Source organism: Candidatus Arsenophonus triatominarum (assembly GCF_001640365.1).
GTDB classification, from domain to species: Bacteria; Pseudomonadota; Gammaproteobacteria; order Enterobacterales; family Enterobacteriaceae; genus Arsenophonus; species Arsenophonus triatominarum.
Genome location: NZ_LWMI01000007.1, coordinates 92,250 through 106,267, shown reverse-complemented (window position 1 = coordinate 106,267; position 14,018 = coordinate 92,250). Strand labels below are relative to the sequence as shown.

The following is a 14,018-nucleotide window of genomic DNA, read 5'->3' as shown; positions in this document are numbered from 1 at the left end:
GCTTCTTATATAAATTGAAGAGGCAGTACAATTACCCATACATGAAGGCGCAGCATTATAACACCACAACATCAATATGGACAGAAAAAATAAACGGCCGCTTTATTAAGAGCCGCTTATTCTATTACTAAATGACTATCCTATTACAGAACAGCTTTTTCTATAACGCGAACAAGTGTCCATGACTTTGTTTTGGACAGAGGGCGGGTTTCACTGATTTCCACTAGATCACCGATACCACATTCATTGTTCTCGTCATGTACATGCAATTTGGTCGTACGACGGATAAACTTACCATATAAAGGATGTTTTACCATACGCTCAATAGCAACGACAATAGATTTCTCCATCTTATCGCTAGTTACACGACCTTGCAAAGTACGGATTTTATCGCTCATTACGCACCCGCCTTTTCAGTCAATAAAGTCTTAACGCGTGCAATATCACGACGTACTTGTTTCAACAGGTGAGACTGTTGCAGCTGTCCACTTACTGCCTGCATACTCAAGTTAAATTGCTCACGTAGCAGGTTAAGCAGTTCAGTGTTCAAATCTTCAACGCTTTTTTCGCGCAGCTCTTTTGCTTTCATTACATCACCGTCTTAGTTACAAAGGTGGTTTTGATAGGCAGTTTTGCTGCTGCCAACTTGAATGCTTCACGAGCTAGCTCTTCTGGAACACTGTCCATTTCATAAAGAACTTTACCAGGTTGGATCAAGGCAACCCAATACTCTACGTTACCTTTACCTTTACCCATACGCACTTCAAGTGGCTTTTCAGTAATAGGTTTATCTGGAAACACACGGATCCAGATTTTACCCTGACGCTTAACTGCACGGGTCATGGCACGACGTGCCGCTTCAATCTGACGTGCAGTCAGACGTCCACGCCCCACTGCCTTCAGACCGAAAGTGCCGAAGCTAACATCCGTACCTGCAGCCAGACCACGATTGCGGCCTTTATGCATTTTACGGAATTTCGTACGCTTTGGTTGTAACATCAGCGACTCTCCTTGCGGCCTTTACGCTGCTGCTTTTTAGGTTGAACTGTAGGTTTCTCTACCTGTTCAACAGCAGCCATACCACCCAGAATCTCACCTTCGAAGATCCATACCTTAACGCCGAGTACACCATAAGTGGTGTGCGCTTCTGCAGTGTTATAATCGATATCAGCACGCAAGGTGTGCAATGGCACACGGCCTTCACGATACCACTCAGTACGTGCAATTTCAGCGCCGCCTAAACGACCACTGACTTCCACTTTTATGCCTTTTGCACCTAGACGCATAGCATTCTGTACCGCTCGTTTCATAGCTCGACGGAACATAACACGACGTTCCAGCTGTGAAGCGATACTATCAGCAACTAATTTAGCATCCAGTTCAGGCTTACGTACTTCAGCAATATTGATTTGCGCAGGGGCACCAGCAATATCTGCTACTGTTTTACGCAGTTTCTCGACATCTTCACCTTTTTTACCGATAACGATACCAGGACGAGCAGTGTGAATAGTTACACGGATGCTCTTCGCAGGACGTTCGATAACGATACGTGAAATAGATGCCTTTGCCAGTTCTTTATTCAAATACTGGCGTACTTTAAAATCGCTGTCTAGGTTGTCAGCGAATTCTTTTGTATTCGCATACCAAGTAGAGTTCCAAGGTTTGACAATACCCAGGCGAATACCATTAGGATGTACTTTTTGACCCATTGCTAATCTCCAGAGTCTCAGCGATCGGACACAACCACAGTAATGTGGCTGGTGCGCTTCAAAATACGATCTGCACGGCCTTTCGCGCGAGGCATGATGCGTTTCATAGTTGGACCTTCGTTAACGAAAATTTTCGTAACTTTTAAGTCATCAATATCAGCACCATCGTTGTGCTCGGCGTTAGCGATAGCAGACTCAAGTACTTTCTTCACTAAACCAGCAGCTTTCTTGTTGGTATAGTTCAGAATTTCTAGAGCTTGCGACACTTTCTTACCGCGAATCAGATCAGCCACTAAACGAACCTTCTGAGCAGAAGAACGAGCGTGGCGATGCATAGCGATAGTTTCCATCTCTTCCTCCTACCTTAACGTTTCTTGGCCTTTTTATCGGCCGCATGGCCGCGATAAGTACGGGTCGGCGCGAATTCACCCAATTTATGACCAACCATTTCGTCGGTAACAAAAACTGGAACATGCTGACGACCATTATGGATAGCGATGGTCAAACCGATCATGTTAGGAAAGATCGTTGAACGACGGGACCAAGTCTTGAGAGGCTTTTTGTCTCCGCTTTCCACTGCTTTCTCTACCTTCTTCAGCAAGTGCAGGTCAATAAAAGGACCTTTCTTGAGAGAACGTGGCATGGTTTATCCTCTAATTATTTTTTAGAACGGTGACGTACGATATATTTATCAGTACGCTTATTGCTACGGGTCTTTTTACCTTTGGTTTGAACGCCCCAAGGTGTTACTGGGTGTTTACCAAAGTTACGACCTTCACCACCACCATGTGGATGGTCTACTGGGTTCATCGCTGTACCACGAACGGTAGGGCGAATTCCACGCCAGCGGCTAGCACCAGCTTTACCCAGAACACGCAGCATATGCTCCGCATTACCAACTTCACCTAATGTCGCACGGCAATCAGAAAGCACTTTACGCATTTCGCCAGAACGTAAACGGATAGTTACATAACTACCATCACGTGCAACGATTTGCACATAAGCACCGGCTGAACGCGCCAGCTGACCACCTTTACCCGGTTTAAGCTCAACATTATGAACCGTTGAACCGACAGGAATATTACGCATAGGTAAAGCATTACCTGCTTTAATTGCTGCATCTGCACCAGACTGAATTTGGTCTCCGGCTTTTAAGCCTTTTGGTGCCAGAATATAGCGACGCTCTCCATCTTTATAGATAACTAATGCAATATTCGCCGAACGATTTGGATCATATTCCAGACGCTCAACAGTAGCAGCAATACCATCTTTATTGCGTTTAAAGTCAATTAGACGATAATGCTGTTTGTGACCACCACCAATATGACGCGTAGTAATACGGCCATTATTGTTACGTCCACCGGTTTTGTTGATTTTTTCTAGCAACGGAGCATAAGGTTTACCCTTATGCAGCTCAGGGTTAACCACTTTAACTACGTGGCGACGGCCCGGAGACGTAGGTTTACATTTAACAACTGCCATTGTTCTTTACTCCTCCGACTTACTCTGAACCACCGATGAAGTCCAGATTCTGGCCTTCTTTCAGAGTGACGTAAGCTTTTTTCCAGTCGCTACGACGACCAATTCGCTGACCGTGGCGTTTGGTTTTGCCTTTAACTAGTAAAGTATTTACACCTTTGACTTCAACTTCGAACAGTTTCTGTACGGCAGCCTTAATCTCTGCTTTAGTCACATCTTTCGCTACTTTAAGCACGATGGTGTTACTTTTTTCCATCGCTGTAGAAGCTTTCTCAGAGACATGCGGCGCACGTAGTACTTTCAGCAGACGTTCTTCACGGATCATGCTAGCATCTCCTCAATTTGCTTCACAGCATCAGCAGTCATAACTACTTTGTCGAAGGCAATTAGGCTAACAGGATCGATACCGATTGCATCGCGAACATCAACTTTATATAAGTTACGGGCTGCTAAAAACAAGTTTTCATCAACCTCATTCGTGACGATCAATACGTCATCCAGCGCCATTTCCTTTAATTTTTGTACCAGAAGCTTAGTTTTCGGCGCTTCCAGTGCAAATTTCTCGACAACAATTAGACGATCCTGACGTACCAATTCAGACAAGATGCTTTTCAAAGCACCGCGGTACATCTTTTTATTTACTTTTTGACTGTGGTCCTGTGGTCTCGCTGCGAAAGTGACACCACCAGAGCGCCAAATTGGGCTCTTAACTGAACCAGCACGTGCACGACCAGTGCCTTTTTGACGCCATGGCTTTTTAGCAGAACCTGAAACCTCAGCACGAGTTTTCTGAGCACGAGTACCTTGACGAGCACCAGCTGCATACGCAACAACTACTTGATGCACAAGCGCTTCATTGAAATCACGCCCGAAGGTAGTTTCGGAAACAGTCAGCGCGCTTTGCGCGTCTTTCATTACCAATTCCATTCCTATCTCCTCGACGTTACGCCTTAACAGCTGGTTTTACAATCAGGTTGCTACCAGTCGCACCTGGAACAGCACCCTTGACCAACAGCAGATTACGCTCAGCGTCAACGCGTACTACATCCAGACTTTGAACAGTTACACGTTCATTACCCAATTGGCCTGCCATTTTCTTGCCTTTAAATACCTTACCCGGAGTTTGGTTTTGACCAATAGAACCCGGAACACGGTGTGACAAGGAGTTACCATGAGTAGCGTCCTGAGTGCGAAAATTCCAGCGTTTAACCGTACCAGCAAAACCCTTACCTTTGGAGGTACCAGTAACGTCGACTTTCTTGACGTCAGCAAAAATTTCAACACTAATGCTTTGACCTACAGTAAACTCTTCGTTTTCACTCAAACGAAATTCACGTAGGATACGGCCAGCTTCAACACCAGCTTTAGCAAAATGCCCAGCTTCAGGTTTCTTTACACGGTTTGCTTTTTTGCTACCGGTAGTAACCTGAATTGCATTATAACCATCTGTTTCCAGGCTCTTAACCTGAGTCACTCGGTTATTTTCAATTTCGATAACAGTTACAGGAATAGAAACACCATCTTCAGTGAAGATACGTGTCATTCCTACTTTCTTCCCGACTAAACCAATCATTGTTTCAACCTCTCAATCGCGCAACGACCTGATTAACCCAGGCTGATCTGCACATCTACACCGGCAGCCAGATCCAGACGCATCAGAGCATCAACGGTTTTCTCAGTTGGCTCAACGATGTCAACCAGACGCTTATGAGTACGAATTTCGTACTGATCACGTGCATCTTTATTAACATGCGGCGAAATCAGAACGGTAAAACGTTCTTTACGTGTAGGTAACGGGATCGGACCACGTACTTGAGCGCCAGTGCGCTTAGCTGTTTCAACGATTTCCGCAGTTGATTGATCAATTAAACGATGATCAAAGGCTTTCAGGCGGATACGGATTCTTTGGTTCTGCATGAGACCAGAGCTCCAACTATTTATAAACGTAAAAAATTACTCCTCGCACCCATTTCGATTGATAGGGGAGTGTAATCGTTGTCATAATAACCTCCAAATCGGAGGTATTGTTTTTTAACGCAGTTTTACTGCTTACTAGCCTTTACGGCCAGGCTCTTGAATTAAAAAGCCCGTGCATTATACGTAATTTCAAAATAAGAGCAAGCCGTAGATAAAAAAATTGCATAAAAATTTATTTATAAAAATCTTATGCGATAATATTTGTTAAAATCTTAATGAATACCGATTAAATCATGTCTCTTCACCCAGCTGAGATTGTAGGTAATTTTTTAGGTCTATGTTTGCTATCCAATCAATATGTTTTTCTTCATCCGTTAGTATTTCAATCATTAAATCGCGACTAACTGAATCCGCATAAGCAATTGCTGAACGCAAACCAAACCTTTCGCCCCATCCAATTCAAGCAGTAAATCTGATTTAAGCATTTCTTCAACATTCTCACCAATAATTTAATTTACCTAAAATCCTGCAAATTTGGTATACCTTCAAGAAAGAGGATCCTTTATATTATATTTATCAGCATGTTTCATCTCATCAATAGATTCTTCATATTCAATATCATTAAGACGTAATAAACCCCAATTTTTAAACATACGGGCATGTAAAAATATTGATTGATTGCAACAAGCTCATTGCCCAATAATGTATTTAAATGGGTTATGATTTTTTTATCGCCTTTCATTTTTTATCCTCCACTTCCAGTATCTAAAGTGTAGATAGAAATTATTAGACGAACAGAATAGAAAAATATTTTTATTGAAAAGCGAAGAGTAATTTATTAATTAAAACTAGGAAAGGTTCTTTGATAGCATTTAAATTTATTCTATTAATTCATTGTACTGCGTCAATATCAGTAACAACAGAAAAATTTATTTGCTCATTTTGAATTAGCTGAGTTGCTTGAGGCAAGCATTTTCCACAATGGCTACCAATAGATACACACTTCTTTAATCCACTAATGGATGTTATGTGATTATCGCGAACTAAAGTTTTTATTACTTTATCACTAATTCGATTACATAGACAGACATTTTTAATACCGAACAGTTAAAATCTCATCAGCAATACTAAATGATAATGATTTTCATTTCAATATTAGTTTGAGTTTATATACTCAAAAAATTAGATTATCGATAATAATTTTACAGCGATCATAATAAAAGAGGCTTTCGCCTCTTTTATTCAAATTTAATATCGAATCAAGCAATAATTTTAGCAACGACACCGGCACCGACTGTACGACCACCTTCACGGATCGCAAAACGCAATCCTTCATCCATCGCAATTGGCGCTATCAACGTCACTTTCATGTTGATATTATCACCTGGCATTACCATCTCTACGCCTTCTGGCAACTCGATTGTGCCCGTTACGTCCGTCGTTCTAAAATAAAACTGTGGACGGTAACCTTTAAAGAATGGCGTGTGGCGACCGCCCTCATCTTTGCTCAAAATATATACTTCTGATTCAAATTGAGTATGTGGATTGATTGAACCTGGTTTTGCTAATACTTGACCACGCTCTACATCTTCACGCTTGGTACCACGTAACAATACACCCACGTTCTCACCTGCACGACCTTCGTCCAGCAGTTTGCGGAACATTTCTACGCCCGTACACGTCGTTTTGGTCGTTTCTTTAATTCCGACGATTTCGACTTCTTCACCAACCTTAACTACACCACGCTCTACACGGCCTGTTACTACGGTTCCACGACCTGAGATCGAAAATACGTCTTCGATTGGCAATAAGAACGGTTTATCTATCGCACGCTCTGGCTCTGGAATATAATCATCTAACGCTTTCGCTAACTCTAGAATTTTCTCTTCCCACTCAGCAACACCTTCCAACGCCTTCAACGCTGAACCTTTGATTACCGGCGTGTCGTCTCCTGGGAAATCATACTGAGAAAGAAGTTCACGCACTTCCATTTCAACCAGTTCCAACAACTCTTCATCATCAACCATATCACATTTGTTCAGGAAAACGATGATGTAAGGAACACCTACCTGGCGACCTAATAGGATATGCTCACGTGTTTGTGGCATTGGACCATCTGTTGCTGCAACCACTAAAATTGCGCCGTCCATTTGTGCCGCACCGGTGATCATGTTTTTTACATAATCTGCGTGGCCTGGGCAATCAACGTGGGCATAATGGCGGGTTGGGGTATCATATTCTACGTGAGAGGTAGAAATTGTGATACCGCGCGCTTTTTCTTCCGGTGCATTATCAATTTGATCAAATGCACGTGCACTACCGCCATAAGTTTTTGCTAATACAGTGGTGATTGCTGCAGTTAAAGTTGTTTTACCATGGTCAACGTGGCCAATTGTACCAACGTTAACGTGCGGTTTTTTACGTTCAAATTTTTCTTTAGACATTAGATTGTCCTTCTAAGACACGGAATCGGTGGTTACACCACATTAACCAAGCAGTAAAAGTCATATACTCGTTGCTTGTTTTTTCGCAGGAAAAAAATCAGGGAACAATTAAGAACACATTCTAGGAGTGGTGCTGATAGGCAGATTCGAACTGCCGACCTCACCCTTACCAAGGGTGTGCTCTACCGACTGAGCTATATCAGCACATCTTGGAGCGGGCAGCGGGAATCGAACCCGCATCATCAGCTTGGAAGGCTGAGGTAATAGCCATTATACGATGCCCGCGATGAACCCGGCTACCTGACTTTAATCAGCTGCAAATTTTATCTTAAGTATTTTGCATTGAGGTAGCATTTTAAGCTGAACACTTAAGATGAAACTTATGGTGGTGGGAGAAGGATTCGAACCTTCGAAGTCTGTGACGGCAGATTTACAGTCTGCTCCCTTTGGCCGCTCGGGAATCCCACCTTTTACTTATATCCAAATTTTTAATGGTGCCGGCACCAAGAGTCGAACTCGGGACCTACTGATTACAAGTCAGTTGCTCTACCAACTGAGCTATGCCGGCACCAGGTGCTGCGCATTTTAGGTAGAGAACGAGCATGTTGCAACAAAAAAATTAAAATATTTATTCTTTTGCTTATAAAATACTCACTTTAACCTTTTTTGCTGCTTTTTTCTATAGTAAATGTTTAAATACTCAACAGTATAAATTTTTTATTTACTATTTACTCTAGTGAAAAATGACATCAAATTTTTCTCACTAACACGAGTTTCGCATAGGCATATAAAATTCCAGAAATGGCTTAAAAGCAATGGTTAATTTGCAAGTTACTAAAAAGTATAAATTTGTTTAAATTACAATAAGTTGCTTTTAATTTATAAGATTTTGTCTATTTATATATTATGCTGAATTAAACTTAAAAATAGAACGTTTTTTTATTGGGGCGAAACTCGTGACTAATAAAAACGTATCGTAAAACAGACAATATTATTTCATTGCTAAAAATAAAAAACGGATAAATTGTGATCAATTATTTAATTAATACAAAAAAACAGAAAAAACTCTACGCCTAAAGATATTCAATCGTTATTATGCAATCTATTTTTTTATTGGTTATGAATGATTATGACAACCTGTACACAGGTAAATGTTGACTTATGAAACAACAACAAAACTTTTCAATAACACCTTATTTAGAATTTGACCGTGAACATTGGGCAACATTACGTGATTCTGTTCCACTAGAGCTACTAACGGATAAAGAGCTGCTGGAACTAAAGGGTATCAATGATGAAATTTCAATGGATGAAGTAAATAAAATTTATCTTCCTATTTCACGGCTACTTAATTTCTATATCAGTTCAAATTTACGTAGACAAACCGTTTTACAACAATTCTTAGGTACTAATGGTACTAAAGTACCTTATGTTATCGGTATTGCAGGCAGTGTTGCAGTTGGTAAAAGTACCACAGCTCGCCTATTACAAACTTTATTAAGTCGGTGGCCCGAGCATCGTAAAGTTGATCTTATTACAACAGATGGTTTCTTATACCCAAATCAGATTTTAAACGAACGTGGAATAATGAAGAAAAAAGGATTTCCACAATCCTATGATATGCATCGTTTAGTAAAATTTGTTTCTGATATAAAATCTGGAGTCAAACAGGTTACCACTCCGGTATACTCCCATTTTACTTATGATATCGTTCCCGGTAAAAAGCAAGTGATTGAGCAGCCTGATATTCTTATTTTGGAAGGTTTAAACGTTTTGCAAAGCGGAATGGATTATCCACATGCTCCCCATCATGTTTTCGTATCTGACTTTGTCGATTTTTCAATTTATGTTGATGCCCCTGAAAATTTATTGAAAAAATGGTATATCAGTCGATTTTTGGAATTCTGCCAAGGTGCTTTTTCCGACCCTCACGCCTATTTCTACCATTATTCTAAATTAGAGCAAGAAGAAGCGATCAATACAGCTAAAACAATATGGGAAGAAATTAATAAAATAAATTTGGAAGAGAATATAATACCAACCAAAGAAAGAGCCAGTTTGATCATGACTAAAGGCTCTAATCATTCAATTACAAATGTTAGATTAAGAAAATAATTTCAAACATTGAGTCGATGATTGAGGGTGTTCATAATTCTGTGTCAGGGGATTTTATATTTTGATTATACCATCTAGGCGCCCTTTAAAATAGATGGACAATTGAGCAATGGTTGACGCCCAGTTACTAATCGGCATAGTCCATTTGTTGGATACCTGATTGATGCCAATATAGAGTAATTTTAATAAGCTGTTTTCATTAGGAAAAGCCCCTTTGGTTTTAGTTAATTTCCTAAACTGCCGATGAACAGCCTCTACTGCATCGGTCGTATAAATGGGTTTTCTAATGGCTTTAGGGTATCGAAAATAAGCACTGAGCAACTCCCATTTACTTCGCCAGGATTCTAGCACTATCGGGTATTTTTCATCCCATTTCGTTTCCAGTTCATCAAGGGCAAGCTCAGCAGCCGCTTTAGTATCTGCACGATAAACCGGCTTTAAATCAGCCATAAAGGCTTTTTGGTCTTTACTGGCAATATAACGTAAGCTATTGCGAATTTGATGAACTACGCATAGCTGAACTTCTGTCTGCGGGAAAATACTGGCTATCGCTTCTGGAAACCCTTTTAATCCGTCAACACAAGCGATTAAAATATCTTGTATACCACGGTTATAGCTAGGCGACTTAATTTTGATTACAGCATATGTATTAAAAACAGGTCATCGATAGTGCATCCTGTTTCCATCTTTTTACGTTTAGCTTGAGACCATTTATGTTCTATAGGATTTAAATCTGGTGAATACACAGGCAAATATTCTATCTGGTGTCCTGCGTTTATAATTGCCTGTTCAATATTCTTACCTTTGTGAAAGCTAGCGTTGTCCATAAAAATAACAGAATTTTCAGGAAGTTCTGGGAGCAATATTTTTGTGATCCAAACATAAAAAACATCACGATTAATATTGCAATCAAATAATCCGATAGCAAAAAGGGTTGTTCCCAATAAAGCGCCAATAACATTTGTTCTTCCCTTAGCACCCCAGTTTTTCAGGCCAAAACAACGGTGACCTTTTGGGGAATAGCCGTGAGTTCGTGGAGTGTCATGTGAAAAACCACTTTCATCAATAAAAACAACAGATTTATCTTTTTTTTCATACTGTTGTCTTTTTTGCTGATGTGCCAGCCTGTCGCTTTCGTTGGTTTTTGGATGGAATAGAGTTTTTTTTATAGGTTAATCCCAGCTTTTTAAGGGATTGCCAAATAGTCTTTTTACAAACACCGAATCGCTCTGCCCGTTCCTTTTGGTAAGCATCTGGATACTGTTCCACATCTTTTGCTAAAGCATTTTTATCGAGCTTCCTCTTACGTGGCGTTGAATTTTTTGGCTCTGGTCGTTTAAGCCAACGTACTAAAGACGCTTTTCCAATACGGAATTGTTTCGCAGTTTCTCGAATTGTTAAACCTTCGGCTTTCCTTACAGATATTACTTTACGTCGAAAATCAATTGTATAACTCATAACACACCTTGTAATCAAAATTAAGTCGCCTAGCTATATGTAAGTCAGTCAGAACGCTCAGCCAATGATGTGCTCCTTCTGTTTCAGACATATAGAGTCCTAACCATTCCTTATGCCCATCGGTGGTTAGTCCAAGTACTGTGTAGATTGCCTTATTGATATAGTGACCATCATGTTTTATCTTGTAATGAATGGCATCGAGCCAGACAAAAGGATAGAGCGCCTCCAGAGGGTGTTGTTGCCAGGCTTTTAATTCAGGGAGTAATTTGTCAGTAATATGCGTAATAGCTCCATCTGATATTTCCAGTCCATATAATTCTGCAACATGTTTTTGAATATCACGATAACTCATGCCTAATGCAAATAACGATAGAATTTTGTTATCAATATCCTCTGATAATTTTGTCTGATTTTTCTTAATGAGCTGAGGCTCAAAAGCACCTGACCTGTCTCTGGGCGTTTTCAGTTCAAATTGACCTGATGTCGATTTAACCGTTTTTCGAGTATAGCCATTTTTACGCGTATCGATTGACGTTGTCGATAGGTAGTGTTCTATTTCTGCCTGCAGGGCAGCTTCGGTCAGCTGTTTTATGAGTGGTGTGAGTATTCCATCCGTACCGAGTAAATTTTTACCTGATTGTAATTGCTTCAACGCTTCATCAAAATTAAATGATTGATTTCTCATATGTCATACCTCTTTTTTTTTGAGTTTAAGATATGACACAGATTTTTGAACACTACCCGATGATTAGCTTCGACTCAATTGTTCTAATTATCTGGCCGTAATGAAATTTCACCACCTATATAAGAAACAATTTCACCATTTTGTTCTAACAAAATTGCGCCGTGTTCATTAATACCTTTCACGATACCGATCTCAAGGTGGTCACCAATATGTAATCTTACTTTTTTATGTAAAAAATTATCCAACACCAGCCAACGTTTAATAAAAGGAACAAGACCATATTTCTCAAATTGCACTAATTCATGACGTAATGCCAAAATGATCTGACCTGCTATCACATTTCTTTCTATTTGAATACCAGCCTGCTCAAGATTAATCCATCCTTGATTAATATTTGTTTCATAATTACGACTCATTGCAATATTAAGCCCAATACCAATCACAATATGTGCCGCATCGCCAGTTTTACCTACCATTTCAATCAAAATACCTGCAAGCTTTTTTTCATTAAGATAAAGATCATTAGGCCATTTAACTTTTATATTACTACCGCTCAATTTATTAAGAGTCTCAGCTATCACAATCCCCGCAACCAAGCTCAGTCCCATGGCAGCAGCCGGCCCTTGGTCTAAATACCAGTACAATGATAAATAAAGATTACAGCCGAAAGGAGAAGCCCAATATCGACCACGCCTCCCTCTACCGGCTGTTTGATATTCTGCAACACAAGCATCACCAGAACTTAATTGATCGATGCGCTCAAGTAGATATTGATTGGTAGAATTAATAACCGGTTTTACAATTATATCTCCGCGTCTCACTAAACCATAAATTCGCTCGTAATCTAATAAATCCATTTTTCTAGTAAGTTGATAACCCTTACTAGTAATAGTATTAACCTCAATACCCCATTTACGTAGTGTGTGAATATGTTTATTAATACCAGCTCGGGTCATGCCAAGTAATTCACCTAACTGCTCGCCTGAATGTATACTACCCTCAGAAAGTATTTTGATGAGTTTTAAAGGAATAGTTACATCTTTCATGAAATAGCATCCATAGCGTTTACTTCACCATATTTACCAATAAAACGCACTTCTGGTTCTAGTGTAATAGCAAATTTCTCTATAACTTTTTTTCGGATATAACGGGCTAAATCTACAATATCTTCTCCAGTCGCATTATTTTTATTAATTAAAATCAATGCTTGCTCCTTATGTACTGCTGCGCCACCACATTGATAACCCTTTAGATCACATTGATCAATGAGCCATCCAGCAGCAAGCTTTACTGTACCATCGATTTGAGGATATTCTGAACATCGAGGATAATGGGCCTTTATTTCATTTGCCACCATACTAGAAATAACGGGATTTTTGAAAAAACTACCCGCATTTCCTACAAAAAATGGATCAGGTAACTTACTTTGCCGGATTTTACAAACAGCGTCAAAGATAGTTTCCGCTGTCACTGTTTGTGCTGCTAAGGAAGTCAAACCAGCATATGTTAATCTGGGTTGCCATAGTTTGTTAAGCTTCAGACCAACTGCAACAATAGCAAAATTTTCACGATATATATGCTTAAAAATACTATCCCGATAACCAAATTGACATTCAGCGGCATCTAAACGATATTGTTGACCATTATTCAGATAAACAATATCGACATAGTGACATGCATCTTTAAATTCCATACCATAAGCACCGATATTTTGTATAGGCGCAGCCCCTACAGATCCCGGAATTAACGCCATATTTTCTAATCCATAGATGCCATTTTTTATAAGTGTTTCAACCAATTGATGCCAATTATTTCCTGCGCCAACATGAATAAACCATTCCTTAGGTGATTCAATTATCTCTAACGCCGTAATTCGATTTAAAATAACTAGGCCATCAAAGTCACTAATGAAGAGAACATTACTCCCGCCGCCCAATAATAAAATAGGCCACCCTTTTAGTCGTGCATTTTTCCATAACATAAGCAACTCTTCTACTGAAGTAGCGGAGTATATTGCTTTTGCCTTAGCATCAAGACTAAAAGTATTATATTTTTTTAATTCATTATGATTATCAGAATGCATATATCAAAACTCAATTCATATATAGTAATTATATAGTCTATTAATGTAGATATATAGAGAATAGATAAGAATTACAAAATCAAACAATAAAACGTCAAAAAGCCACCCTTGAGTGGCTTTCTTAACAT

18 protein-coding genes, 4 tRNA genes and 3 pseudogenes are annotated in these 14,018 nt (G+C 39.7%); 1 reads left to right on the top strand and 24 read right to left on the bottom strand.

Annotation, left to right across the window (positions count from 1 at the left end):
- Positions 1-143: 143 nt before the first annotated feature.
- From rpsQ to AYJ55_RS05505, 18 genes and pseudogenes are all read right to left on the bottom strand, one after another.
- Positions 144-398 carry a 30S ribosomal protein S17 gene (rpsQ, locus tag AYJ55_RS05585; RefSeq protein WP_063654794.1) on the bottom strand — a complete coding sequence of 85 codons (255 nt, stop codon included), beginning with the start codon at positions 396-398 and terminating at the stop codon, positions 144-146.
- A complete protein-coding gene (gene rpmC, locus AYJ55_RS05580) occupies positions 398-589 on the bottom strand; it encodes a 50S ribosomal protein L29 (RefSeq protein WP_063654792.1) in 192 nt (63 codons plus the stop codon). Before rpmC ends, rpsQ begins: the two co-directional genes overlap by 1 nt.
- Positions 589-999, bottom strand: a complete 411-nt coding sequence (gene rplP / locus AYJ55_RS05575) for a 50S ribosomal protein L16 (protein ID WP_063654790.1) — start codon at positions 997-999, stop codon at positions 589-591. Before rplP ends, rpmC begins: the two co-directional genes overlap by 1 nt.
- On the bottom strand, positions 999-1,709 hold the full coding sequence (gene rpsC, locus AYJ55_RS05570) for a 30S ribosomal protein S3 (RefSeq protein WP_063654788.1): 711 nt from the start codon (positions 1,707-1,709) through the stop codon (positions 999-1,001). The genes rplP and rpsC overlap by 1 nt, the downstream gene beginning before the upstream one ends.
- 17 nt (positions 1,710-1,726) lie before the next feature.
- Positions 1,727-2,059: a 50S ribosomal protein L22 gene (gene rplV / locus AYJ55_RS05565; RefSeq protein ID WP_026823175.1), complete on the bottom strand. Its 333-nt coding sequence runs from the start codon at positions 2,057-2,059 to the stop codon at positions 1,727-1,729.
- 14 nt (positions 2,060-2,073) lie between these two features.
- The gene (rpsS, locus tag AYJ55_RS05560; protein ID WP_032116386.1) at positions 2,074-2,352 is read right to left on the bottom strand and encodes a 30S ribosomal protein S19; all 279 of its coding nucleotides are present in this window, start codon (positions 2,350-2,352) and stop codon (positions 2,074-2,076) included.
- A 14-nt stretch (positions 2,353-2,366) separates the two neighbouring features.
- Positions 2,367-3,191, bottom strand: coding sequence for a 50S ribosomal protein L2 (gene rplB / locus AYJ55_RS05555; protein ID WP_063654786.1), 825 nt, complete (start codon positions 3,189-3,191; stop codon positions 2,367-2,369).
- A gap of 19 nt (positions 3,192-3,210) precedes the next feature.
- A complete protein-coding gene (gene rplW, locus AYJ55_RS05550; RefSeq protein ID WP_063654784.1) occupies positions 3,211-3,513 on the bottom strand; it encodes a 50S ribosomal protein L23 in 303 nt (100 codons plus the stop codon).
- The gene (rplD, locus tag AYJ55_RS05545) at positions 3,510-4,115 is read right to left on the bottom strand and encodes a 50S ribosomal protein L4 (RefSeq protein ID WP_063654782.1); all 606 of its coding nucleotides are present in this window, start codon (positions 4,113-4,115) and stop codon (positions 3,510-3,512) included. Before rplD ends, rplW begins: the two co-directional genes overlap by 4 nt.
- Before the next feature lie 16 nt (positions 4,116-4,131).
- Positions 4,132-4,761 carry a 50S ribosomal protein L3 gene (gene rplC / locus AYJ55_RS05540; protein ID WP_026823180.1) on the bottom strand — a complete coding sequence of 210 codons (630 nt, stop codon included), beginning with the start codon at positions 4,759-4,761 and terminating at the stop codon, positions 4,132-4,134.
- Between the two features lie 32 nt (positions 4,762-4,793).
- Positions 4,794-5,105 (bottom strand): 30S ribosomal protein S10, encoded by a 312-nt coding sequence (gene rpsJ, locus AYJ55_RS05535; RefSeq protein ID WP_001181005.1) that lies wholly within the window; start codon positions 5,103-5,105, stop codon positions 4,794-4,796.
- Between the two features lie 291 nt (positions 5,106-5,396).
- Positions 5,397-5,847: pseudogene (gene bfr / locus AYJ55_RS05530) on the bottom strand (bacterioferritin).
- Positions 5,848-5,996: 149 nt separating this feature from the next.
- Positions 5,997-6,203 carry a (2Fe-2S)-binding protein gene (locus AYJ55_RS25105; RefSeq protein ID WP_074167961.1) on the bottom strand — a complete coding sequence of 69 codons (207 nt, stop codon included), beginning with the start codon at positions 6,201-6,203 and terminating at the stop codon, positions 5,997-5,999.
- A 161-nt stretch (positions 6,204-6,364) separates the two neighbouring features.
- Positions 6,365-7,549, bottom strand: coding sequence for an elongation factor Tu (tuf, locus tag AYJ55_RS05525; RefSeq protein ID WP_032116381.1), 1,185 nt, complete (start codon positions 7,547-7,549; stop codon positions 6,365-6,367).
- 128 nt (positions 7,550-7,677) lie between these two features.
- Positions 7,678-7,753: transfer RNA gene (locus tag AYJ55_RS05520), tRNA-Thr, on the bottom strand.
- Between the two features lie 6 nt (positions 7,754-7,759).
- Positions 7,760-7,834: transfer RNA gene (locus AYJ55_RS05515), tRNA-Gly, on the bottom strand.
- A 98-nt stretch (positions 7,835-7,932) separates the two neighbouring features.
- Positions 7,933-8,017 (bottom strand) — tRNA-Tyr (locus tag AYJ55_RS05510).
- A gap of 24 nt (positions 8,018-8,041) precedes the next feature.
- Positions 8,042-8,117, bottom strand: a tRNA-Thr gene (locus AYJ55_RS05505).
- A 593-nt stretch (positions 8,118-8,710) separates the two neighbouring features.
- On the opposite strand from AYJ55_RS05505, the gene coaA reads away from it, so the two are divergent.
- Positions 8,711-9,664, top strand: coding sequence for a type I pantothenate kinase (gene coaA / locus AYJ55_RS05500; RefSeq protein WP_063654781.1), 954 nt, complete (start codon positions 8,711-8,713; stop codon positions 9,662-9,664).
- Between the two features lie 54 nt (positions 9,665-9,718).
- On the opposite strand, the pseudogene AYJ55_RS05495 reads toward coaA, so the two are convergent.
- The 6 genes and pseudogenes from AYJ55_RS05495 to murB form a co-directional block, all read right to left on the bottom strand.
- A pseudogene (locus AYJ55_RS05495) lies at positions 9,719-10,279 on the bottom strand (IS256 family transposase); the annotation flags it as partial.
- A gap of 20 nt (positions 10,280-10,299) precedes the next feature.
- The gene (locus tag AYJ55_RS05490) at positions 10,300-10,788 is read right to left on the bottom strand and encodes an IS630 family transposase (protein WP_063653499.1); all 489 of its coding nucleotides are present in this window, start codon (positions 10,786-10,788) and stop codon (positions 10,300-10,302) included.
- Positions 10,757-11,122 carry an IS630 transposase-related protein gene (locus tag AYJ55_RS05485; RefSeq protein WP_063653415.1) on the bottom strand — a complete coding sequence of 122 codons (366 nt, stop codon included), beginning with the start codon at positions 11,120-11,122 and terminating at the stop codon, positions 10,757-10,759. Before AYJ55_RS05485 ends, AYJ55_RS05490 begins: the two co-directional genes overlap by 32 nt.
- 37 nt (positions 11,123-11,159) lie before the next feature.
- Positions 11,160-11,807, bottom strand: a pseudogene (locus AYJ55_RS05480) (IS256 family transposase); the annotation flags it as partial.
- A gap of 83 nt (positions 11,808-11,890) precedes the next feature.
- On the bottom strand, positions 11,891-12,853 hold the full coding sequence (gene birA / locus AYJ55_RS05475; RefSeq protein WP_063654779.1) for a bifunctional biotin--[acetyl-CoA-carboxylase] ligase/biotin operon repressor BirA: 963 nt from the start codon (positions 12,851-12,853) through the stop codon (positions 11,891-11,893).
- Positions 12,850-13,890 (bottom strand): UDP-N-acetylmuramate dehydrogenase, encoded by a 1,041-nt coding sequence (gene murB / locus AYJ55_RS05470; RefSeq protein WP_063654778.1) that lies wholly within the window; start codon positions 13,888-13,890, stop codon positions 12,850-12,852. Before murB ends, birA begins: the two co-directional genes overlap by 4 nt.
- Positions 13,891-14,018 lie beyond the last annotated feature (128 nt).